Raw genomic sequence first — 21549 nt, forward strand, 5'->3', positions numbered from 1 at the left:
GCGGTCAGGCGTCATCTGTACGTCACATTGCAGTCACATTGGCGCAACCCGGCAGGCGGAAACTTTTTGTCATGAATACACCCGCCATACGCATTACCTTGGTCAGCGAAACCTTCCCACCCGAAATCAACGGCGTGGCCAACACCCTTGGCCGCCTTGGCGAAGGGCTGCTTCAGCGCGGCCATGAGGTGGAGGTGGTGCGCCCGCGCCAAGCCGGCGAAGCCCCCGTGCACAACGACCCGTACCTGATGCTCTGCCGTGGCTGGGCGCTGCCTGGTTACCCCGGTTTGCAGTGGGGCGAGGTGTCGATGCACAAGTTGTTGCGCCGCTGGCGGCGGCAGCGCCCGGATGTGCTGTACATCGCCACCGAGGGGCCGCTGGGGCTCAGCGCACTGCGCGCGGCCAGGCGCCTGGGAATCGCGGTCGTCAGCGGCTTCCACACCAACTTCCCGCAGTACTCCGGCCAGTACGGCCTGGGTTTGCTGGCACGCTTGCTCACCCACTACCTGCGCTGGTTCCATCGGCGCACGGCAATCACCCTGGTGCCCAGTGTCAGCCAGCGCCTGGAGCTTGAGCGCCGTGGTTTCGAGCGCCTGGAACTGCTCGCTCGGGGTGTCGATGCGTGCCTGTTCAACCCGGCCCGGCGAAGCCAGGCGTTGCGCGAAAGCTGGGGGCTGGGCCCGGACGATCTCGCCGTGCTGCATGTCGGGCGGCTGGCGGTGGAAAAGAACCTTGGCTTGCTGCGGCCTTGCCTTGAGGCACTGCAGACGACTTATCCACAGAAGCGCCTGCGCCTGATCATGGTGGGTGACGGCCCGCAGCGCGCCGCCCTCCAGCAGCAGATGCCGGATGCCATGTTCTGCGGCGCCCAGCGCGGCGAGGTGCTGGCCGAGCATTACGCCAGCGGTGACCTGTTCCTGTTCCCGAGCCTGACCGAAACGTTTGGCAATGTGGTGCTCGAAGCCATGGCTTCGGGGTTGGCGGTGGTTGCCTATGACGAGGCGGCGGCTGCGCAGCATATTCGCCATGGCCACAGCGGGGCGCTGGCCATGCCGGGGGACCAGGCGGCGTTTGTCGATGCGGCTTGCTGGCTGCTGGAGGAAGAGGAAACCTTGCGCCGTGTGCGCCTGAATGCGCGGCAGCATGCCAGCCGCCAGGGCTGGCCGGCGATTGTCGAGCAGTTTGAGGGGTATCTCGATGCGGCCCGGAACCAGGCTGCAGCCTCACCCGCTTCGCGGCTGGGTGCTACGCGATCTGTGTAGGAGCGGCCTTGTGCCGCGAATGGGCCGCATAGCGGCCCCGGATCTCGATGTCAAAGCCATCGAGGGGCCGCGTTGCGGCCCATTCGCGGCACAAGGCCGCTCCTACAGGGACCGCGCAAGACTTTCAGGCCAGTGCTTTTTCGATTGCCTGCACCACCGCCGGGTCATCCGGCGCCGTGCGCGGCGAGAAGCGCGCCAGCACCCGCCCGTCCTTGCCAACCAGAAACTTCTCGAAGTTCCAGCTGATGTCGCCAGGGAACTCAGCCCCTTCGCCCGCCAGCAGGCGATACAACGAATGGCGTTGCGGCCCGTTGACTTCCAGCTTGCCCCCCAGCGGGAAGCTCACCCCGTAGTTGAGGCTGCAGAATTCCTGAATTTCCTTTTCGCTGCCCGGCTCCTGCCCGGCAAACTGGTTGCATGGCAGGCCAAGCACGTTGAAGCCCTTGGCCTTGTAAACCTGGTAGAGGTTTTCCAGAGCCTTGTATTGCGGCGTGAGACCACATTTGGAGGCAACGTTGACCACCAGCACCACTTGGCCCTTGAACGGTGCGAGGGGCAGCTCCCCGCCGTTCAGCGCGTCCAGTTTCAGGTCGTGAAATGCACTCATGATGACATCCCCTCTCAGGTTCCCGGTTGCCGCGCGGGCGAATTCCGCCCAATAAAAAGGCGCCCGTCCAAACCGTCCACCTCCCGTAGGAAGGCAAATCGGCTTGCCCGAGCGCCTGGCGACTTTCTGAGCTTAGCGCAGAAAATCAGTGGTGATGGCCACCTTCACCGTGGATGTGGCGGTGAGCGATTTCTTCTTCGCTGGCGTCACGCACGTCGACTACCTTGACCTGGAAGGTCAGGCGCTGGCCGGCCAGCGGGTGGTTGCCGTCAACGGTGACGTCGTCGCCGTCGAGGTCGCGGATAGTGACGATCTGCATCTGGCCGTCCGGTGCCGAAGCGTGGAACTGCATGCCTACTTCCAGCTCGTCAACGCCTTCGAACAGGCTGCGGTTCAGGGTGCTGACCAGCTCGGCCAGGTATTCGCCGTAGGCGTCTTCCGGCTCGATGGAAACGTTCAGCTCGTCACCGGCCTGTTTGCCTTCCAGGGCTTTTTCCAGGCCCGGGATGATGTTGCCGGCACCGTGCAGGTAGACCAGCGGCGCGCCACCGGCGGAGCTGTCGATGGTCTCCCCGGCGTCGTTGGTCAGGGTATAGTCGATGGAGACAGCCTTGTTGGCGGCGATCAGCATGGGGCAAGACCTTTTGCAAAAGTATGTAGAGCGGACAAGTGTAACCAAGCCATCGTCCGATTGCGAACGCACTGCGGACGAGCAGCGGCCCATCAGTCGGATCACCGGCTTCCATCAGGACGAAGAAGGCCACTGGGTGGCCGAGCTGTCTTGCGGCCATACCCAGCACCTGCGCCACCAACCGCCGTGGCAGGCACGCCCCTGGGTGCTCGACCCGGCGCAACGCGCGCAGCGCATCGGCCAGCCTTTTACGTGCGGCTGGTGCGCGCAAGGGGTCGATAGCGCTACCCTTGGCCGTTAATTTCTTGCACCGCTTATTTCGAGAAGCACGCATGCAGACATTTTTCATTGCGCCGACCGACTTCGGTGTCGGCCTGACCTCCATCAGCCTCGGCCTGGTGCGCACCCTGGAGCGCGCCGGCCTGAAGGTCGGTTTTTTCAAGCCGATTGCCCAACCCCACCCGGGTGACACCGGCCCTGAACGCTCGACAGAACTGGTGGCGCGCACCCACGGCATCAAGCCTCCCGTGCCACTGAGCCTGGCCCAGGTCGAGCGCATGCTCGGCGACGGCCAGCTGGACGAATTGCTCGAAGAAATCATCCGCCTCTACCAGCAAGCCTGCGTCGGCAATGACGTGGTGGTGGTCGAGGGCATGGTGCCCACGCGCCACGCCAGCTACGCGGCTCGGGTCAACCTGCACCTGGCCAAGAGCCTGGATGCCGAAGTGATCCTGGTATCGGCCCCGGAAAACGAAGTGCTCAGCGAATTGTCCGGCCGGGTTGAACTGCAGGCCCAGCTGTTCGGCGGCCCACGCGACCCGAAGGTACTCGGGGTAATCCTCAACAAGGTGCGCACCGACGAAAGCATGGCGGATTTCGCCACCCGCCTGCGCGAGCACTCGCCCCTGCTACGCGGCAACGACTTCCGCCTGCTCGGCTGCATCCCCTACCAGCCCGAGCTGAACGCCCCACGCACCCGCGACGTGGCCGAGCTGCTCGGCGCCCAGGTGCTCAACGCCGGCGACTACGAGCAGCGGCGCATGAGCAAGATCATCATCTGCGCACGCACCGTGGCCAACACGGTGCCGCTGCTGACGTCGGGTACCCTGGTGGTCACCCCGGGCGATCGCGACGACATCATCCTCGCTGTCAGCCTGGCCGCCATCAATGGCGTACCGCTGGCCGGGCTGCTGCTGACCAGCGACAGCAAGCCGGACACGCGCATCCTCGGCCTGTGCCGCGGCGCGCTGCAGGCCGGCCTGCCGATCCTGTCGGTCAGCACTGGCTCGTACGACACCGCCAACCAGCTCAATTCGCTGAACCGCGAAATCCCGGTCGACGACCGCGAGCGCGCCGAGTTCATCACCGACTTCGTCGCCAGCCACCTCGATGCGGCCTGGTTGCACCAACGCTGCGGCACCCCGCGCGAGATGCGCCTGTCGCCAGCGGTGTTCCGCTACCAGCTGATTCAGCGGGCGCAGCAGGCCAACAAGCGCATCGTCCTGCCAGAGGGTGCCGAGCCGTTGCTGGTGCAGGCCGCAGCCATCTGCCAGGCGCGCGGCATCGCTCGCTGCGTGCTGCTGGCCAAGCCCGAAGATGTCGAGGCGGTGGCACGCGCCCAAGGCATTACCCTGCCGCCTGGCCTGGAAATCCTCGACCCCGAGCTGATTCGCGGGCGCTACGTGGAGCCGATGGTCGCGCTGCGCAAGAGCAAGAACCTCAACGCACCAATGGCCGAGCAGCAACTGGAAGACCCGGTGGTGATCGGCACCATGATGCTGGCCCTGGACGAAGTGGACGGCCTGGTATCGGGCCTGGTGCACTCCACCGCCAACACCATCCGCCCGGCCCTGCAGTTGATCAAGACCGCGCCGGGCTCCAGCCTGGTGTCGTCAGTGTTCTTCATGCTGTTCCCCGAGCAGGTGCTGGTGTACGGCGACTGCGTGATGAACCCACACCCGAGCGCTGCCGAACTGGCGGAGATCGCCCGGCAGAGTGCCGAGTCGGCGCAGGCCTTCGGCATCGCGCCGCGGGTGGCGATGATCAGTTATTCAAGCGATTCGGCCAGTGATGAAGAGGTCGGGAAAGTGCGCGAGGCGACACGCCTGGCACAGGGTGCAGCGCAGCAGCTGCTGATTGACGGGCCGCTGCAGTATGACGCGGCGGCCAACCCGGCGATTGCACGGGAACTGGCGCCGGATAGCCCGGTGGCCGGGCGTGCCACGGTGTTCGTGTTCCCTGACCTCAATACCGGCAATACCACGCACAAAGCGGTGCAACGCAGTGCCGACGGGGTCAGCCTGGGGCCGATGCTGCAGGGGTTGCGCAAGCCGGTGAACGACTTGCCACGCGGGGCTCAGGTTGACGATATCGTGCATACCATTGCCCTGACGGCGATTCAGGCCAGCGTGGTGCGCTAAAAGCTGGGGCTGCTTTGCAGCCCATTCGCGGCACAAGGCCGCTCCTACAGGGATCGTATAATGCCTGTGGGAGCGGCCTTGGGCCGCAAAGCGGGCCCGGGCATCAATCAGGGATATTGCTGAACCTGGCCTTGTTGCTGGTCATACTGCTGGCCCGGAATCGGCTTCAGGTTCACTTCCACCCGGCGGTTCTGCGCCCGGCCATTGGCGTCGGCGTTGCTGGCGATCGGCTGGTCCGGGCCCATGCCACGCACCGAGATACGCGAAGCATCCACACCCTGCGAGGTCAGGTAGGTGCTGACCGCCTGCGCGCGGCGCTGGGACAGGTCCATGTTGTGCTGGCGGCTGCCGGTGCTGTCGGTGAACCCGACCACTTCAATGGTGTTCTGGTTGAACTGCTTGAACGAGCCTGCGAGGTTGTTCAGCGGCGAGTAGAAGCTTGGGGCGATGTTGGCCGAGTCGGTGGCAAAGGTGATGTTGCCCGGCATGATCAGTTTGATCTGGTCGCCCTGACGCTGTACTTCCACGCCGGTGTTGGCCATCTGGGCGCGCAGTTCGGCCTCTTGCTTGTCGGCGTAGTAGCCATAACCCGCTGCTGCAGCACCTACCGCGGCGGCGCCGATCAGCGCACCCTTGCCACGGTTGTTGTGGTCGATGGCAGCACCGGCGATGGCGCCAGCCAGCGCGCCCAAGCCGCCGTATTTGGCAGTCTTGCTCATCCCCGTGGAGCCCTGCGCCTGACCCTGGTTGTCATAAGGGTTCTGGCCGGCACAGCCAGTCATCAGGGCAGCGGCAGTTGCGACGATAATCAGACGACGCATGGTGAACATGGACAAGCTCCTACTGAAATTCATAAATGCGGCAGATCACGAAGGGATCTATGCCAGCCTTGGATTGCATCGGCAATGAAAAATTCAATGAAAGTGCCTTCATGTGCACTCAGGCACGCACGAAAGGGTTTTCTCGCATCTCGTCACCCAGGCGGGTATCGGGCCCGTGGCCAGTCACCACAATGGCCTCTTCGTCCAGCCGGTACAGCCGCTCCTTGATGGAGCGCACGATAGCCCGCTGGTCACCCCCCCACAAATCGGTGCGGCCAATGCCACGGCGGAACAAGGTGTCGCCGGCGATCAGCAGTTTGGCATCGGCGAACCAGAAGCTCATCGACCCCGGGGTGTGGCCAGGCGTATGCAATGCCACGCCACAGCCACAGGCCAGCGCTTCGTCATCGCCCAGCCAGCGATCGGGTGCCGGTACCGGCGTGTAGGGAACGCCGAACATCTGGCACTGCATCTCCAGGTTGTCCCACAGTACCTGGTCGTCCTTGTGCAGGTGCAGGGTGGCGCCGGTCAGCGCCTTGAGCTTGCCCGAAGCAAGAAAATGATCGAAGTGCGCGTGTGTATGGATGATGCTCACCAGCGTCAGGCCGTGGGCCTGCAGGCGCGCCAGGATCTTCTCCGGGTCACCGCCTGGGTCGACGACGATGGCTTTCTTGGTCAGCGGGTCGCCAATCAGCGTGCAGTTGCACTGGAGGGGGCCTACGGGGAAAGTTTCGCGGATGAGGACAGGTGGGGTTTGGGTCATCATGAGCTCGAAAGCAAAGCCTGGGGTCTTTCAAGAGCGTGACAGGAAAATGGGGCGGGCGCACGTGGTTCATGCCTTGGGAGGTGTGGCGTCCATGAGATCGAGCGCCGCGCGGGCGGCGCTCGATCTCATGGACGCCACATATCTTAAGGCAGGAACAACCTGAACAACCCGCCCCCAAGCGCCCCGCCATTGGAGATCTCGATCCGTCCGCGCACCCCGCCGCTTTCATGCAGTGCCGCGATCCGCGCCGCAAAGTACAGGCCAAGGCCCGTGCTGCCGCTGGTCGAGTCGATGCCCTGGATGTATTCCTCCTGGCGCTCGAGCATGTGCTTTGGATAACCCGGGCCGTCATCGTTTACACAAATGGCCAGCTGGTTGTCGGCTTCTTCGATGGTGATCAGCAAGGCGTGCCCAGCGAAGCGGGTGGCGTTGGTGATGACGTTTGCAATCACCGAGGCCACCAGCTCGCGGTCGAAGAAGCCCAGCGGGTTGTCGGTGTCGATGCGCCAGGTGGCGAGGATGTCGTTGTGCTTGAGCACTTCCTGATGCGCCGCCAACTGGGCTTCGATGAAATCGTCCAGTTCGTGGTAGTCCGGGCACACCGGCAACTGGTTGATACCCAGTTTGTACAGGCCCAGCAACTGCACCAGCATGCCGTTGAGGTGGCGAAACTCGTGCTCCATGATTCCCTGCTCGGCACCACCACGCAGCTCTTCGGGCAAGCGCTCCATCCACTGGCTGTGGGACTGGATCAGCGCTGACAAAGAGCTTTTGAGGTCGTGCACGGTGGAGGCGATCACCGTGGAAAAATCCAGCCCCTGATTGTCTTGATTCATGCGCCGAACACTCGGATGTGCAGTTTGCGGTAACGGTCATAGCGATTGTCGCTGGCAGGGATACCGGCCACGCTGGTCAAGGCGTCCTGGCATTCCTGCATGATCGCGGGCTGAGGGTTTTCACCGCCAATGCGCAGCAGCGCCTGGGCGGTGTTAAGGGCGATGCTGATGTTTTTCGGCTGCATACCCAGCGCCTTGCGGAACATCTGCAACGCCTCGCCAAGCTGCCCTCCCTGGTAACTGCGCACACCCTGGCGATTGAGGGTGACCGCTTCGGTAATGGCGTTGAGCACGCTGGGGTCGTCCGTCAGCTTGCCCACTTTCTCCATGACCTTGGGGTCATCGCCATAACTTTCCACACAGCTCTTCAGCACGCCGAGGGCGGCGGCTTCCTGCCCCATTGCCTGCAACTGTGCGGCAACGGTCAGGGCCGAATCGACCGAGAAGAACTGGTTCATCTTGTCCAGGCGCTGGATCGCCTGTTCGGTCAGCTTGCCGGCCGTTTCCGGGTCGCCCGCCTGTTGCAGGCTGGCGGCCTTCATCATCCGCGCACGTACCTGCAAGCCTTGGTCCTCGGGGTTTTCCTTGGCCACCTCGCTGAGCGTGGTGTTGATTTCGACCCGGGTACGGGCGTCCAGGCCAAAGCCTGCGTTCTTGCTCATCAGCGCCTGCACCAGGCCAAGGTTGTTTTCAGCATCCTTGTAGCGCGAGCTCTGCCCCTGGTTCACCGCATGGCGGAACGCCTTCGACGCGCTCTCGAAGTCTTCGTTTTCCAGCGCCAGCTTGCCCAGCGTCGACTGCCGACGTACCGACAGTGGCGACAGCCGCACGGCTTCTTCAAGCAGGTTTTGCGCGCGCCGGGTATCGCCCTGGGCCACCAGCACCTCGGCCATGCCGTCGTACAGGCCGGGCATGATCGGGAACGCCTTGAGCGCCTGCTCGTACACACCCTGGGCCTGGGCATTCTGGCCACGCTTGTGCATCAGGGCGCCCAGCGCGGCGTACACCCAAGGCTGCGGGCGGCTGGCCAGGATGGCCTTGAGGAACTTTTCCAGTTCCTCGAAGCGGTTGAGGTTACGCAGGGCATCGGCCCGATAACGCAGGCACAGCGGTGCCAGGCGCGGGTCTTTCTTGCACAGCTCGGCACAGGCGGCCAGCACTTCGGCCGGGCGATTGCGGTCCAGCGCCTGCAAAATCGGCTTTAGCAACGTCTTGCGCTGGAACAGTTTCTCGACGCGCTGGGCCAGGCCTACGCGGTTGAACGGTTTGGTCAGGTAGGCATCGGGCTCGTGCTCGATGGCGCTGAGGACAATGGCCTGGCTGCTTTCGGCCGTGACCATGATGAACACGCACTCATGGCTGATGTGCTTGTCGATGATCAGGTCTTCGAGCACCTGCTGGCCGTTCTTCTTGCCGTCGCCCAGGTGGAAGTCCTGCAGGATGAAGTCATAGCGCTTCTGCGCGCACATGCGCAGCGCCTGCTCGCCGCTGTCGGCGGTGTCCACGTCGCGCACGCCCAACTCGCGCAGCATGGAACGGGTCGACGTGCGAAAGTCGGTAAAGTCGTCGACGATCAGAAAGCTTTTTTGCCCGTACTGCAGCATCAACACGACCTGCCTTGGAATGATTGAAAAATCGCGCGAGGCGATGCCACCGATCGCTGTATCGGCAGCTGGTCGGGAAAGATGAGGGTAGAGCATCACCGGCCACAATCCATGGCCTCAGGCCATCACTTTAGCGGGCAATGACCTGCAGGGCCAGTATCACGCCAGCACCCCCAGGGATTTGGCCTTGGCAACCGCCTGGGTACGCCGCTCAACGCCCAGCTTGCTGTTGATGTGGCTGGCGTGGGTCTTCACGGTGTGCAGGGAAATGAACAGCCGCTCGCTGATCTGCTGGTTGGAGCAGCCCTGGGCAATCAGTTCGAGCACGGCCAGCTCGCGGCCGCTCAGGGCTTCTCCGGTGCCGGTGGTGGCGCTTCGCTGCTGCGGCAGGCGCTTGAGCAATTCCGCCTGAACCGGGCAGGACGAACCTGCCTGCAATTGCTCAGAAAGCCAGTGCGGGTGCTTTTCCAGCAGCGGCTGGAACGGTTGCAGCACGCCGCCATGAGCGGATGCCAGCAGGCTTGGCAGCAATTGCGCGGCCTGCCCCTCCCGGCCTTCGTCCAGCAGCAGGGAAAGCCATTGGCACAGGGCGCTGACGGTGAGCAGCATGCCGCCACTGGCCTGGCCACACTCAACCAGCCTTGCCAGGCGTTGTACGGCGTCGTCACCGCGTAACTGGATGCGCTCCAGCAGCGCCTGCTGCAACGCAATGTGCAACGGCAGCAGCGGGTGGAACTCCGGTGCGGCTGCCGGCTGCTCGCCGCCGTAGGTCTGGCCCAGGCGCAGCAGCCAGGACTCGGCCAGGTCGGTACGCCCCTGGGCCAGCCACAGTTCGCATTTGATCAGGGTAATCATGGCCAGGTAGTAGACCGGGGGCACGTCCCAGATATGCATCAGGCGCTCGGCCTCGGCCAATTCGGCAAAAGCCTCCGAAAAGTGCCCTTCCCGGCCATCGAGCGTAGCAATTACGCAATGGCCGATAAGCACACTGATATCCCGGCAGGCCCGCGCCTCGCCCAGCCCCGCGCGCAAACGCGCACGGCCCTGGGCCGGCTGCAGGCGCGAGACCAGCAGGTAACCTTCGTAAAGCGTCAGGCGCGCGCGCACCGCATACAGCCGCTGCGCCGAAAGCCCTTGCAGGCGCTGAAGCCCTTGGCGCACTTCGTCCAGTGCGCGCAACACCTCGCCACGGGCATGCAGCACCCGCGCACGGTCGTAATGGGCCAGCGCCTCGAACAACGGGTTGCCAACCCGCTGGGCCAGCTCCAGGGCTTCGCGGTTCCAGCCTCGGGCCCGCCAGAAGTCGCCGTCGGCAATGGCCAGGTTGGACAGCGTCGACAAACACACCAGGCGTTGACCATAACGCTTGCTCGGCAGGCTCTGCAGCGCTTCGCCGCAATAGGCCAAGGTGCGTTCGCGGTCGCCACGGCCGCGGGCAATGACCCCACTCAGCGCCAGCCACTGGGCCAGCATCGACTTTTGCGCGGTGGCCGAAGGCGCGGGCAGAAAGCGGCTGAGGTAGCCGGCCAGTTCCTCGGCGGCGTCCAGCTGGCACGCCAGCCCCAACGCCCAGCTGTACAGCACGATCAAGCGTGGCGTGCTGATCAGCAGGCTGTCGGGCAGGTCCATCTTCCAGCGCAGCAGCATGCCGACGTTCTGTTCAGCCAGCAGTTGCTCCTCGGACAGGCTCTGCACCAGGTCGGCAGCGACATCGAGGTGGCCGGCACGCAGCGCCTGCTCCACCGCCTCGTCCAGCAGGCCCTGCTTTTCAAACCAGCGACAGGCACGCAGTTGCAAACCGGCAAGTGGTTCGCTGGCCTGCCGGCTGCGCAGCAGGTCGGAGAACAGGTGGTGGTAGCGGAACCAGTGGCCATGCTCGTCCAGCGGCACCAAAAACACTTGGTGCGCCTGCAGGAAACGCAGCACAGCTGCGCTGTCCTGGCGGCCACGCAGGGCGTCGCACAACGGGGCGCAGAAGCGCTCCTGGCAGGCCGTGTCGTACAGGAACGCCTGTACGTCAGCGGGCAGCATGTCGATGACTTCTTCAAGCAGGTAGTCGCGGATCAGGCCTTCGCCGCCATGTAAGGCCTGGGGCAAGGCTTGCTCGTCCGCCGACTCGCTGGCTGCCAGTTGCCAGAAACGCAAACCGGCCACCCAACCGTCGCTGCGCTGGATCAGGTTATCCAGTGCCTGGCCGCGCAGGGCCGTTGGCTGCCGGCCGATCACCGCCAGCGACTCTTCGTCGGTGAGGCGCAAATCCTGTTCGTTCAGTTCGACAAGCTGGCGCGACAGCCGCAAGCGCGCCAGGTGCCAATCCGGGCGCTGGCGGCTGGTAACCAGCAACACCAGGCCGGCGGGCAGGTGGTTGAGGAAGAACTGCAGGCAGCGGTCGAGCACCGGCCCCTGGGCCAGGTGATAGTCGTCCAGTACCAGCAGCAAAGGGGTATCGGTTTGCAGGTACAGCGCCAGCTCGTCGAGCAGGCCGTCGATCCACTCCTCGAAGGCGAACGGCTGGTGGCGCTGGCGCATTTTCAGCAAGCCCATGGCCTGCCCGCCCAGTGCCGGGCAGTACTGCTGCAGGCCTTCGAGCAGGCGTTCAAGAAAGCGGCCTGGGTCGGCATCACGCTGGCTCAGGCCCAGCCACAGGCTACGCCAATGCTCGGGCAGCGCTTCGCAAAATTCGATGGCCAGGGAGCTTTTGCCGAAACCCGCCGGGGCATTGACCAGCAACAGCCGGCCACCCAACCCGGCTTGCAGACGCTGACACAGGCGCAAGCGCGGCACATGGCCGTCCGGCAGCGGCGGCCGGAAGAAACGCCCGTCCAGCAGGCCCAGGGCTTGGCTGGCAAATCCATGTGTACGGGACAAATCTGTCATGGCCGGCTCGTTCTGGGTGGAGGACTTCGGCGATATGGATGCTTGCGAGACTAGCCGGTAACGCAGCGCATTTGAAGATGATGGGCGCAATTGCCCCGGAAAAGACTGCGACAAAAAGCAACATGGCAGATGGACAGGGGGCTGGGGCGGGGGTTTGGGTGGGTATTCAGCAGATTTATCGCCCGCTCACACAGGGATTGCACAGCTTTCAAGGCCAGTGCAGTAGCGGTAGGAGCAGCCTTGTGCTGCGAAGAGGCCATTGCAACCGAAGATAGTCTTTAGCCTTACCGGCCTCTTCGCAGCACAAGGCTGCTCCTACAGGGCCTGTGTTTGACTGGAAATTATCGCCGGAGCAGTAAACAGAAACGCCCCGGGCAGGCCGGGGCGTTCTGGGGATCACACGGAGCGAAGGGTTGTCAGATCAACGAATACCCGACTGGCGCAAAGCCGCAGGCTGGAAGTCCGCCTTGCTGGCACTGAAGCCGAAGTCGTAGGCACGCTTCTCTTCGTTTTTCATGCCCAGGGCCAGGTAACGACCCGACTGCAGGTCGTAGATGGTTTCCAGGGTGTACCAAGGCACCTCTTTGTTGTAATACGGCTGGGAATGGGCTTCGGACACGCGCCACAGCTGGCCACGGCCGTCGTACTGGTCGATCACTGCGGCCTGCCAGGTGTCCTCATCGATGTAGAAGTCCCGCTTGGCGTAGATGTGCCGCTGGCCCGGTTTCAGGGTTGCGACCACGTGCCAGACGCGGCGCAGTTCGTAACGGGACAGGTCCTGGTTGATGTGCCCGGCCTTGATGATGTCGGCGTACTTCAGCTTGGGGTCATCCAGCTTGAAGGCGTTGGAGGCGATGTACAGCTCCTTCTTGCCTTCCAGCTTCCAGTCGTAGCGGTCTGGCGCACCGTTGTACATGTCCAGGTTGTCCGAGGTACGCAGGCCGTCGGCGGCGGTACCCGGGCCGTCGTACGACACTTGCGGCGCCTGGCGTACGCGACGCTGGCCGGCGTTGTAGATCCACGCCTTGCGCGGCTCCTTCACCTGGTCGAGGGTTTCGTGCACCAGCAGCACGGTCCCGGCCAGGCGCGCTGGCGCGGTCACTTCCTGCTTGAAGTAGAACAGGATGTTGCCTGGGTTGTTCGGGTCGTAATCCTTCATCCTGTCGCGGAAGACGAACTGGTCGGAGAAGTAAACCGGGCTGAAAGAGCCGTTCTGCTGTGGCGTGGCCTGGATCACCAGGCGGCTGACACTGCCCCCCCGGTAACGGGTGATGTGGTTCCAGATCACTTCCAGGCCGGTTTTCGGGATGGGGAACGGCACTGCCGTGTTGAAGTTGTTCAAACCGTTGCCGCCTTCCGTCAGCGTGGTCTGGGTGGCGTTTTTCTTGATGGCGGCGAACACGTCCGCAGGTACCGTGGAGCCGCGATGGGTTTTGAATACAGGGATCTTGAAGGTGTCCGGGTAGCGCTTGAGCATGGCCATCTGGCCCGGCGAAAGCTTGTCCTTGTACTGCTCGGCGTTTTGCGCAGTGATGGTGAACAGCGGCTTTTCACTACCATACGGGTCGGCCAGGAAACCCTTGCCGTCGACGCTGCCCGCACTCTTCGACAGCGGCTCCCAAGGGCCGATCGAGCCATCGGCGTTGCCGGCCTTTTCAGCCCCCATCGGGGTCAGGGTACTGCCCAACTTGGCCGCCTCGTCAGCGGATACCGCAGCCATGACGCTGGTCGCCAGCAGGGACAGGCCCAGTACACCGGCTTGCAGCAGACTTCTGGTCTTGTTCATGTCGTGTCGTCCTGGATCTGTATGCTTAGAAGTTCACGCCGAAGCTGAGCGCGACGAAGTCACGGTCATCCACGGTGCTGTACTTGCCATCGAAGAAGTTGGTGTACGACAGGCTCGCCGTGTAGGTGTTCTGGTACTCGGCGTCCAGGCCCAGGCTGACTGCCTTGCGGCCTTCCTCGAAGTTGGCACCAGGGCCGGGCGAGTAGCCGGAAACGTCATGCGACCAGGCCACACTGGGCTTGAGGTTGACCCCGGCGAAGACGTCGTTGTAGTCCCAGATGACCCGTGCGCGGTAACCCCAGGAGGTACTGGTGGTGTAGCCGTCGTTTTCGCATTTACGATTCAAGTTGGTGGTGGATGCCCCAGCACCTGCGCCGGCGATGGTGCTGGCATTGAGTGCCTGGCAGGTGTCCGCACCGCCAGTGGCAGGCAGCGGGCCTGGCCCGAAGACCGGGTCACGGCCATAGCGGGTCTCGCGGGCGTTTTCCAGGCCGCCAACGTGGGTTACCCCAACTTCGCCCACCACAGTCATGCGGCTGGCACCCATTACCTGGTCGAAGAAGTGCGTCAGCGTGGTCTGGAACTGGGTGATTTCCTTGCGACGGTAGCCGTGCAGGTCTTGGCCGGGGGTACCGGAGAGCAGCGAAGCGTTGGTCAGTGCGCCACCAATCGGACGCACGCCCGAGAACAGGATGTCGGTGGTATTCAGTTGCACGGGGGCATTGGGGCGATAGCTGACTTCACCACTCCAGGCCGTACCTGTAGGCAGCGTAGTGGAGAAGCTCAGGCCGTACAGGCGGATGTCTTCGGGGTACTCGACGAAGTACTCGGAGTTGCCGGCCACAATCAGCGGTGCCAGCGCCCGCAACTGGGCAGGCAGCGCGCTCAGGCCGGCGAACACCGATGGTGGGGCGCCGGTGGCACTGAAGATCGGTGCGCGGCTGTGGTAGTTCATGAAGTAGGCGCCGAACTCGGTGTCCAGCGGGTCGAACATATAGCGCAGTGCCACGCCGAACTGGCCGCTGTCGCGGGCATCACGGTCGGCGCCGCGGCGCACCATCACCCCTTCCTCGTTGATGTCCACGCCCCGGGAGGCGAGAAACTGCTGGGCCGCGCCGGGCACCGTGCGGCTGCTGTTGAGCACACGCAGGTTGTCGGTACAGCCGTCGGCGATGATGTCCGGCTGGGAGAAGAACGTACCGCAGTTATCAACTACCGTCTGGTCCCACTCGATCTGGTAGAAGGCCTCGGCCGACAGGTTGTCGGTCAGGCTTTGCGAGATATAGAACATGTTGACCGGGATCAGGCCTTCCTTGATCTCGGCCCCTGGGCGGCGGAACGCCGACACGTCGATGGGGTTGATCGAGTTGATGCCGCCGCCGATGAAGGTACTCTCACCCCAGCTCACCACCTGCTTGCCCAGGCGCACCGAGCCCGGCTGATCGCCGATGGAATAGTTGTGATAGACAAAGGCGTCGAGCAACTGGGCGCCGGACGACTTGGCGCCCTCCTTGCGGCCGGAGTCGCTGATGTCCTTGAACTCGCGGCCTTCGTCCTTCAGCTCGAAGTCGTACCAGTACTTGCCGCGCACGAACACGCCGGTATCGCCGTACTTGAGCTCCAGGTCGTGAATGCCCTTGAAGATCTTGGAGAAGGTTTCGCCCTTCTTGAAGTTCAGGTGGCCGTCGTCGGATGTCTGCGACAGGCCCTTGCCGCCGTTGTTCACCCCGATCAGGTTCTTGTTGGGGTTGGCCGTCGACCAGCTGGCGCCGATGGAGAGCGACGAGTCGAACTGCCCTTCGATTTCACCAATGTTGAAACTGACAGCGAAAGCAGGACTTGCGAGCGTGGAAGCAAGGCTGACGGCCAGGGGCAACTTGGCCCGGCGCCAGAACAGGTTTGCAGATTTCATCGACGCTACTCCATGTACTTTATTGTTATGGCAGTGAGTCCTTTCAAGAACGGCCCGAGCGACCGGTTTGCAGGTTTTCACCTGCGGCGACACGGCTTGCGCGTGTCGCCCTCCCCCATTCCTGAAAATCCCCTGGCCCCGACTATAGCCAGCAAGGCACAGGCGCTTGATCCCTCTAAAGTGTGATTTGCGCTCCATGCCGCCAACTCGCTGCAGTATTGTCCCGATTGCGGGCTGGCAGAGCTCAAGGATGGCGCATTTTTGCCATTTGGCAAGGCGCCGGGGCCTCTAGCGTGCGGGTCGCGTTCTGACGTTAGCGACCCGCACGGCGGTCACAGCGTGGAAAGGAACGCGCTGTTGCTGGCCTGCCACTGGACGATGTCCTGGCGGATGCGTTTCTTGTCGAGCTTGCCGACACTGGTCTTGGGAATTTCAGTAACAACGGCGATCTGGCTAGGAATCGCCCACTTGTTGATGTGCCCTTGCTCGACAAATGGCTTGAGATGGTCCTTGAGCGCCTTGGCATCGATGGCCTGGCTTTCGCGCACCACCAGCAGGGCAAACGGGCGCTCGCCCCATTGCGGGTCGGCTACCCCCACCACCGCCACTTCGCGCACGGCCGGGTGACGGCTGATCAGGTCTTCGAGGTCGAGCGAAGAAACCCACTCGCCACCGGTCTTGATCACATCCTTGATGCGGTCACGAATGTCGATGTAGCCCATGCCGTCGAGGGTAGCGACATCGCCGGTGTGCAGCCAGCCCCCCTGCCACAGCTCCTCGCTCTTTTCCGGTTCCTTGAAATAACCCATGGTCAGCCACGGTGCACGCAGCACCAACTCGCCCTGGGTCTCGCCGTCTGCCGGCAGGAAGTTGCCGTCGCCATCGACAATGGCTGCCTCGACCAGCGGCACCGGCACGCCGGCCTTGATGCGGTAGGTGACGCGCTCATCCTCGCTGCCGGCCTGCAGCTCGTCGTTCAGGTGCGCGGCGGAGATCAGCGGGCAGGTTTCGGACATGCCATACGCGGCGGTCAGCTGGATGCCACGCGCCAGGGCAGCCTGGTACAGCGAACGGTTGAGCGAGCTGCCGCCGATGATGATCTTCCAGCCGCCGAAGTCCTGCCCTTGCGCGTTCGGGCAGTTGAGCAGCATCTGCAGGATGGTCGGCACGCAATGGGAGAACGTGACCTTTTCTTCGCGCCACAGCTTGACCAGCATGTCCGGCTCGTAGCGCCCCGGGTATACCTGTTTCATGCCAAGCATGGTGGCGGCGTAGGGAATGCCCCAGGCATGCACATGGAACATCGGCGTGATGGGCATGTACACGTCGTTGCTGCCCAGCAGGCGCACGCTGTCGATGCTGCCGGTGACCGAAGCCTCGGCCAGGGTGTGCAGTACCAGTTGCCGGTGGGTGAAGTACACACCTTTGGGGTTACCGGTGGTGCCGGTGGTGTAGAAGGTAGTGGCCACCGAGTTTTCGTCGAAGTCCGGGAAGTCATAGCGTGGGCTGGCGGCTGCCAGCAGCTGCTCGTACTCGCCCACCAGCCCAGGCAGCTCGGCGGTCTTGTCCGGGCCATCGGTCAGCAGCAGGGTCTTGTCAACGGTGGTCAGCTGCCCGGCAATGGCCTGGTAGAGGCCGACGAAATCGCTGTTGACCAGCACCACGCGGTCTTCGGCGTGGTTCATGGTGTAGAGGATCTGCTCGGGCGACAGGCGCACGTTGATGGTGTGCACAACAGCGCCGATCATCGGGATGGCGAACATGCACTCCAGGTAGCGGTGGCTGTCCCAGTCCATTACCGCCACCGTGTCACCCGCTTTTACCCCGGCCTCGGTCAGCACATTGGCCAGACGCGCAATACGCTCGTTGAGCTGTGGGTACGTCAGCCGCAACTGGTCGCGGTAGACGATTTCGCGGGTCTTTTCATAGCGGCTGCCGGACATCAAAAGGCGTTTGATCAGCAGCGGGTAGTCGTAGGCGCCCTCGGCGGGCTTGATGATGCGGGTCTGCAGCATGGGTATCCCTTTTCTGAAAAAGCGGGCCGGAGAAGTCTGGGAACAACTGTAGTTCGCGAATGTGACGGCTAAATCAGCCGAAGGAATGATTTGGCTGCGCGGGGTATGAGTGGCATTGTCCGGGTGATGGATCATCCCTGCCCTGCCAACGGAGCCTTACTGATGCCAAGCCCGCGTCGCGCCGTGTTTCTCGATCACCAATCCCTGGACCTTGGTGACCTCGACCTTTCCCCGCTACGAAGCCAGTTCGATGAGTTGGAGCTGTTCGATGCAACCCGCCCTGACCAGGTAAGCCAGCGCCTGCAGGGCGCCGTGGCGGTGGTCAGCAACAAGGTCATGCTCGACGCCGCGACCCTGGCTGCCAACCCACAGCTCAAGCTGATCCTGGTGGCCGCCACCGGCACCAACAATGTCGACCTGGCAGCAGCGCGCGCACAGGGCATCACGGTATGCAACTGCCAGGGCTACGGCACGCCGTCCGTCGCGCAGCACACCCTCGCCCTGCTGCTGGCCATGGCCACCCGCCTGTGCGACTACAACCAGGCGGTGGCGGACGGCCAGTGGGCCAAGGCCAGCCAGTTCTGCCTGCTGGACTTTCCCATCGTCGAGCTCGAAGGCAAAACCCTCGGCCTGCTCGGCCACGGCGAACTGGGCGGCGCGGTGGCGCGGCTGGCCGAAGCCTTCGGCATGAGCGTACTGAGCGGGCAGATTCCCGGCCGCCCGGAACGCGCCGACCGCCTGCCGCTGGACGAGCTGCTGCCACAAGTCGACGCCCTGACCTTGCACTGCCCGCTGAACGAGCACACCCGGCACATGCTCGGTGCCCGCGAACTGGCCCTGCTCAAACCCGGTGCGCTGGTGGTGAACACCGCCCGTGGCGGCCTGATCGACGAGCAGGCGCTGGCCGATGCCCTGCGCAATGGTCACCTGGGCGGCGCGGCCACCGACGTGCTCAGCGTGGAGCCGCCGGTCAACGGCAACCCGTTGCTCGCACCCGGCATCCCACGCCTGATCATCACCCCGCACAGCGCCTGGGGGGCAGTGGAATCGCGCCAACGCATCGTCGGCCAGCTCAGCGAGAACGCCCAGGCCTTCTTCGCCGGCCAGCCACGCCGCGTGGTCAGCTGAGCGGGGTGCCAGCCTCTGCTACACTGCGCCACTTTTTTCCAGGAGGCGTCGTCCATGGACCCGCGCAGTGAAGTATTGCTCCGCCAGACAGAGCTGTTCCAGGGGCCGCTGCTGATTGCCGGCGCCCCCGCCGATGGCCTGCTCGGCCAATTGCCACAGGCCCAGGCCTGGACATGGCACGCAGGCGATCAGGCCCTGCTCGACAGCCGCTTTGCCGGCCGCAGCCACCATGGTGTCGAACCACCTGAAGTGCCCTTCGACAGCGCCGTGCTGTTCCTGCCCAAGTCCCGCGAACTGGCCGCCTACCTGCTCAATGCCCTGGCGTCACGCCTGGCCGGCCGTGAGCTGTACCTGGTCGGCGAAAAGCGCGGCGGCATCGAAGGCGCGGCCAAACAGCTGCAGGCCTTTGGCAAACCGCGCAAGCTGGACAGCGCCCGGCACTGCCAGCTGTGGCAAGTGACCATCGAGCAGACGCCTGAGGCCAAGCCGCTGGAAAGCCTGGCCGAACGCTTCGAACTGGCCCTTGACGACGGCCCGTTGCAAGTGGTCAGCCTGCCTGGCGTATTCAGCCACGGGCGCCTCGACCGCGGCACCGCCCTGCTGCTCAAGCACCTCGACAGCCTGCCGAGCGGGCATGTGCTGGACTTCGGCTGCGGCGCCGGGGTATTGGGCGCAACGGTCAAGCGCCGCTATCCGCAAAGCCGGGTAACCCTGCTGGATGTGGACGCCTTCGCCGTGGCGGCCAGCCGCCTGACGCTGGCGGCCAACGGCCTGGAAGGCGAGGTGATCAGCGGGGATGGTATCGACGCGGCCCCGACCGATCTCAGCCTGATCCTGAGTAACCCTCCGTTCCACACCGGGGTACACACCAACTACCACGCTTCGGAAAACTTGCTGAAAAAATCGGCCGTTCATCTGCGAAAAGGCGGCGAAATGCGCCTGGTTGCCAACAGCTTCCTGCGTTACCAGCCGCTGATCGAAGGGGCGCTGGGCAACTGCCAGGTGCGCGCCGACGCTGACGGTTTCCGTATCTATCAGGCAACACGCGGATAAAAACAGCGCTTGCCGAAAGCGTTTTGCCTAGGCAGAATCCGCACCGTCCTAGGGGAGTAGTCTCCCGCGAGCACCCTGCTCGCCCGGTACGCGTCAACATACTTGGTCAACAGACCATGGCGCGTGCGACCCACCATGCCAGCCTGCATGGAGAGATCCGCAGAGACGGATCCAGGGTTTGACAAGACCTATGACACGCACACCTTACCCGGGGCGGGGAGGATGTACGTGTCATAGCCGTGTCGACCCGCCCCCGTAGGAAACCTGATGCTGGAATCTCTGTTGGTCCCCACCGCCATCGTTGCCCTCGCCGAAATCGGCGACAAGACGCAACTGCTCGCGCTCATTCTCGCTGCCCGCTTCCGCAAGCCCTGGCCGATCATTGCCGGCATCGTCGCCGCCACCTTGGCCAACCATGCCGCCGCTGGCGCCGTGGGTGCCTGGTTCGGCAGCTTCTTCAGCGACTCGGCATTGCACTGGATCCTGGCCGCGAGCTTCACCGCCACTGCGCTGTGGACCCTGGTGCCCGACAAGATGGATGACGACGAGAACCCGGCGCGCCGCTTCGGGCCGTTCCTGACTACGCTGATCGCGTTCTTCCTGGCAGAAATCGGTGACAAGACCCAAGTCGCCACCGTGATGCTGGCGGCGCAGTATCCGCACCTGATCATGGTGATCATCGGTACCACCCTGGGCATGCTGATCGCCAACGTGCCGGTGGTTCTGGCGGGTAACTTCGCGGCAGACAAGCTGCCATTGACCCTGATCCGTCGCCTGGCGGCAACGGCGTTCTTCGTGCTGGCCATCGTGGCGGTCTATACGGCGATGAAAGCCAGTGGTTGGGTGGGTTGACCAAAAGTTGCAGCCTGACGCAAAGCCTGTAGGAGCAGCCTTGCGCTGCGAAGAGGCCGGTACAGGCACCCCAAGTGGACTGCCCTTACCGGCCCTTTCGCAGCACAAGGCTGCTCCTACAATGGGACCGCGTAAACCGAAAACAAAGTCTTACGGCTTGGCCGCAGCCTGATACAGCGGCATCACCTTCGGAATCGCCGCCTGCAGTGAAGCGATGCGGCTTTCGGACGCCGGGTGAGTGCTCATGAACTCAGGCGGTGCACCTTCGGAAGCCTTGCTCATCTTGTTCCACAAGGTGATCGCGGCATTCGGGTCGTAGCCGGCACGCGCCGAAAGCTCCAGGCCAATCAGGTCGGCCTCGTTCTCGTTGGACCGGCTGTTGGGCAGGGTCATGGCGTAGTTCACCACGGTGTCGGCCATGGCCATGCTGCCTTGGCCGAGGCCGAAGATGGCACCGGCACCCTGACGGGCCATTTCCACGCCGTACGCCTTGGACATGGCCTCGCGGCTGTGCTCACGCAGGGCGTGGGCAATCTCGTGCCCCACCACCGCGGCGATTTCCGCATCGGTGAGCTTGAGCTGATCGATCAGCCCGGTGTAGACAATGATCTTGCCGCCCGGGCCGCAGTTGGCGTTCAGTTCGTCGCTCTTGATCACGTTGACTTCCCAGTTCCATTGCGCGGCATCCGGGCGGAACTTGGGCGCCTGGGCGATCAGGCGGTTGGCGATGGCCTGTACGCGCTTGGCATCGGCACTGGATTTGTCGAGTACACCTTTGCTCGATGCCTCACCCAGGGTCTGCTGGTACGACTGGGCGTACATCTGGTTGACCTCATCGGTCGAGAGCATGCTGAACATGTACTGCTGGCGCTGCACGCCGACAGCGCCGCCGCTGGTGGTGTTCACCGCCTGGCAACCGGCCAGCAGGATGCCAGCACTCAACAGGCTGACGACAAAAGACTTACGCATGAAAACACTC

17 protein-coding genes and 1 riboswitch are annotated in these 21549 nt (G+C 63.7%); of the genes, 6 read left to right on the forward strand and 11 right to left on the reverse strand.

Annotated features, from left to right (window positions below):
* Positions 1 to 71: 71 nt before the first annotated feature.
* Positions 72 to 1262, forward strand: coding sequence for a glycosyltransferase family 4 protein (locus tag SB765_RS26730; protein WP_410932206.1), 1191 nt, complete (start codon positions 72 to 74; stop codon positions 1260 to 1262).
* A 124-nt stretch (positions 1263 to 1386) separates the two neighbouring features.
* Here SB765_RS26730 and SB765_RS26735 read toward each other — a convergent pair whose 3' ends face one another.
* Both SB765_RS26735 and SB765_RS26740 read right to left on the reverse strand, forming a co-directional pair.
* Positions 1387 to 1869 carry a glutathione peroxidase gene (locus tag SB765_RS26735; protein WP_341797580.1) on the reverse strand — a complete coding sequence of 161 codons (483 nt, stop codon included), beginning with the start codon at positions 1867 to 1869 and terminating at the stop codon, positions 1387 to 1389.
* 145 nt (positions 1870 to 2014) lie between these two features.
* Positions 2015 to 2500, reverse strand: coding sequence for a peptidylprolyl isomerase (locus tag SB765_RS26740; protein ID WP_016501463.1), 486 nt, complete (start codon positions 2498 to 2500; stop codon positions 2015 to 2017).
* Between SB765_RS26740 and SB765_RS26745 the strand changes: the two genes are divergently transcribed.
* Both SB765_RS26745 and pta read left to right on the forward strand, forming a co-directional pair.
* A complete protein-coding gene (locus SB765_RS26745; protein ID WP_341797579.1) occupies positions 2499 to 2801 on the forward strand; it encodes a DUF3565 domain-containing protein in 303 nt (100 codons plus the stop codon). The genes SB765_RS26740 and SB765_RS26745 overlap by 2 nt on opposite strands.
* A gap of 31 nt (positions 2802 to 2832) precedes the next feature.
* The gene (pta, locus tag SB765_RS26750) at positions 2833 to 4920 is read left to right on the forward strand and encodes a phosphate acetyltransferase (protein WP_341797578.1); all 2088 of its coding nucleotides are present in this window, start codon (positions 2833 to 2835) and stop codon (positions 4918 to 4920) included.
* Positions 4921 to 5027: 107 nt separating this feature from the next.
* On the opposite strand, the gene SB765_RS26755 is transcribed toward pta, so the two are convergent.
* From SB765_RS26755 to SB765_RS26790, 8 genes are all read right to left on the reverse strand, one after another.
* Positions 5028 to 5750: an OmpA family protein gene (locus tag SB765_RS26755; RefSeq protein ID WP_016501466.1), complete on the reverse strand. Its 723-nt coding sequence runs from the start codon at positions 5748 to 5750 to the stop codon at positions 5028 to 5030.
* Positions 5751 to 5859: 109 nt separating this feature from the next.
* On the reverse strand, positions 5860 to 6504 hold the full coding sequence (locus tag SB765_RS26760) for an MBL fold metallo-hydrolase (RefSeq protein WP_341797577.1): 645 nt from the start codon (positions 6502 to 6504) through the stop codon (positions 5860 to 5862).
* A 146-nt stretch (positions 6505 to 6650) separates the two neighbouring features.
* Positions 6651 to 7343, reverse strand: coding sequence for a sensor histidine kinase (locus SB765_RS26765; RefSeq protein WP_341797576.1), 693 nt, complete (start codon positions 7341 to 7343; stop codon positions 6651 to 6653).
* On the reverse strand, positions 7340 to 8947 hold the full coding sequence (locus SB765_RS26770) for a tetratricopeptide repeat-containing response regulator (RefSeq protein ID WP_258655237.1): 1608 nt from the start codon (positions 8945 to 8947) through the stop codon (positions 7340 to 7342). The genes SB765_RS26765 and SB765_RS26770 overlap by 4 nt, the downstream gene beginning before the upstream one ends.
* Positions 8948 to 9106: 159 nt before the next feature.
* Positions 9107 to 11824: a LuxR C-terminal-related transcriptional regulator gene (locus SB765_RS26775; protein ID WP_410932207.1), complete on the reverse strand. Its 2718-nt coding sequence runs from the start codon at positions 11822 to 11824 to the stop codon at positions 9107 to 9109.
* A 421-nt stretch (positions 11825 to 12245) separates the two neighbouring features.
* Positions 12246 to 13610 (reverse strand): DUF1329 domain-containing protein, encoded by a 1365-nt coding sequence (locus SB765_RS26780; RefSeq protein ID WP_410932208.1) that lies wholly within the window; start codon positions 13608 to 13610, stop codon positions 12246 to 12248.
* Positions 13611 to 13635: 25 nt separating this feature from the next.
* Complete coding sequence (locus tag SB765_RS26785; protein ID WP_341797573.1) at positions 13636 to 15522, reverse strand: DUF1302 domain-containing protein; 1887 nt, start codon at positions 15520 to 15522, stop codon at positions 13636 to 13638.
* A gap of 332 nt (positions 15523 to 15854) precedes the next feature.
* On the reverse strand, positions 15855 to 17537 hold the full coding sequence (locus tag SB765_RS26790; protein WP_197864923.1) for a fatty acid--CoA ligase: 1683 nt from the start codon (positions 17535 to 17537) through the stop codon (positions 15855 to 15857).
* Positions 17538 to 17699: 162 nt separating this feature from the next.
* Between SB765_RS26790 and SB765_RS26795 the strand changes: the two genes are divergently transcribed.
* From SB765_RS26795 to SB765_RS26805, 3 genes are all read left to right on the forward strand, one after another.
* The gene (locus SB765_RS26795) at positions 17700 to 18665 is read left to right on the forward strand and encodes a 2-hydroxyacid dehydrogenase (protein ID WP_410910758.1); all 966 of its coding nucleotides are present in this window, start codon (positions 17700 to 17702) and stop codon (positions 18663 to 18665) included.
* 54 nt (positions 18666 to 18719) lie between these two features.
* Positions 18720 to 19718 (forward strand): methyltransferase, encoded by a 999-nt coding sequence (locus tag SB765_RS26800; protein ID WP_410932209.1) that lies wholly within the window; start codon positions 18720 to 18722, stop codon positions 19716 to 19718.
* Between the two features lie 39 nt (positions 19719 to 19757).
* Positions 19758 to 19897: riboswitch (yybP-ykoY riboswitch) on the forward strand.
* A gap of 88 nt (positions 19898 to 19985) precedes the next feature.
* Entirely contained in the window at positions 19986 to 20570 is a 585-nt protein-coding gene (locus SB765_RS26805; RefSeq protein WP_063423738.1) for a TMEM165/GDT1 family protein, read from the forward strand.
* A gap of 150 nt (positions 20571 to 20720) precedes the next feature.
* On the opposite strand, the gene SB765_RS26810 is transcribed toward SB765_RS26805, so the two are convergent.
* Positions 20721 to 21539, reverse strand: a complete 819-nt coding sequence (locus tag SB765_RS26810) for a M48 family metallopeptidase (RefSeq protein ID WP_341797570.1) — start codon at positions 21537 to 21539, stop codon at positions 20721 to 20723.
* Positions 21540 to 21549: the final 10 nt, after the last annotated feature.

Source organism: Pseudomonas sp. SIMBA_067 (assembly GCF_046534675.1).
GTDB classification, from domain to species: Bacteria; Pseudomonadota; Gammaproteobacteria; order Pseudomonadales; family Pseudomonadaceae; genus Aquipseudomonas; species Aquipseudomonas putida.

Excerpts from the sequence above, each read along its gene's own strand:
- SB765_RS26800 (WP_410932209.1), top strand. The coding sequence starts at position 18,720 with ATGGACCCGCGCAGTGAAGTATTGCTCCGCCAGACAGAGCTGTTCCAG.
- SB765_RS26805 (WP_063423738.1), top strand. The coding sequence starts at position 19,986 with ATGCTGGAATCTCTGTTGGTCCCCACCGCCATCGTTGCCCTCGCCGAA.
- SB765_RS26770 (WP_258655237.1), bottom strand. The coding sequence starts at position 8,947 with ATGCTGCAGTACGGGCAAAAAAGCTTTCTGATCGTCGACGACTTTACC.
- SB765_RS26780 (WP_410932208.1), bottom strand. The coding sequence starts at position 13,610 with ATGAACAAGACCAGAAGTCTGCTGCAAGCCGGTGTACTGGGCCTGTCC.
- SB765_RS26785 (WP_341797573.1), bottom strand. The coding sequence starts at position 15,522 with ATGAAATCTGCAAACCTGTTCTGGCGCCGGGCCAAGTTGCCCCTGGCC.
- SB765_RS26730 (WP_410932206.1), top strand. The coding sequence starts at position 72 with ATGAATACACCCGCCATACGCATTACCTTGGTCAGCGAAACCTTCCCA.
- SB765_RS26795 (WP_410910758.1), top strand. The coding sequence starts at position 17,700 with ATGCCAAGCCCGCGTCGCGCCGTGTTTCTCGATCACCAATCCCTGGAC.
- SB765_RS26740 (WP_016501463.1), bottom strand. The coding sequence starts at position 2,500 with ATGCTGATCGCCGCCAACAAGGCTGTCTCCATCGACTATACCCTGACC.
- SB765_RS26790 (WP_197864923.1), bottom strand. The coding sequence starts at position 17,537 with ATGCTGCAGACCCGCATCATCAAGCCCGCCGAGGGCGCCTACGACTAC.
- SB765_RS26760 (WP_341797577.1), bottom strand. The coding sequence starts at position 6,504 with ATGACCCAAACCCCACCTGTCCTCATCCGCGAAACTTTCCCCGTAGGC.
- SB765_RS26755 (WP_016501466.1), bottom strand. The coding sequence starts at position 5,750 with ATGTTCACCATGCGTCGTCTGATTATCGTCGCAACTGCCGCTGCCCTG.
- SB765_RS26735 (WP_341797580.1), bottom strand. The coding sequence starts at position 1,869 with ATGAGTGCATTTCACGACCTGAAACTGGACGCGCTGAACGGCGGGGAG.
- SB765_RS26745 (WP_341797579.1), top strand. The coding sequence starts at position 2,499 with ATGGGGCAAGACCTTTTGCAAAAGTATGTAGAGCGGACAAGTGTAACC.
- pta (WP_341797578.1), top strand. The coding sequence starts at position 2,833 with ATGCAGACATTTTTCATTGCGCCGACCGACTTCGGTGTCGGCCTGACC.
- SB765_RS26775 (WP_410932207.1), bottom strand. The coding sequence starts at position 11,824 with ATGACAGATTTGTCCCGTACACATGGATTTGCCAGCCAAGCCCTGGGC.
- SB765_RS26765 (WP_341797576.1), bottom strand. The coding sequence starts at position 7,343 with ATGAATCAAGACAATCAGGGGCTGGATTTTTCCACGGTGATCGCCTCC.
- SB765_RS26810 (WP_341797570.1), bottom strand. The coding sequence starts at position 21,539 with ATGCGTAAGTCTTTTGTCGTCAGCCTGTTGAGTGCTGGCATCCTGCTG.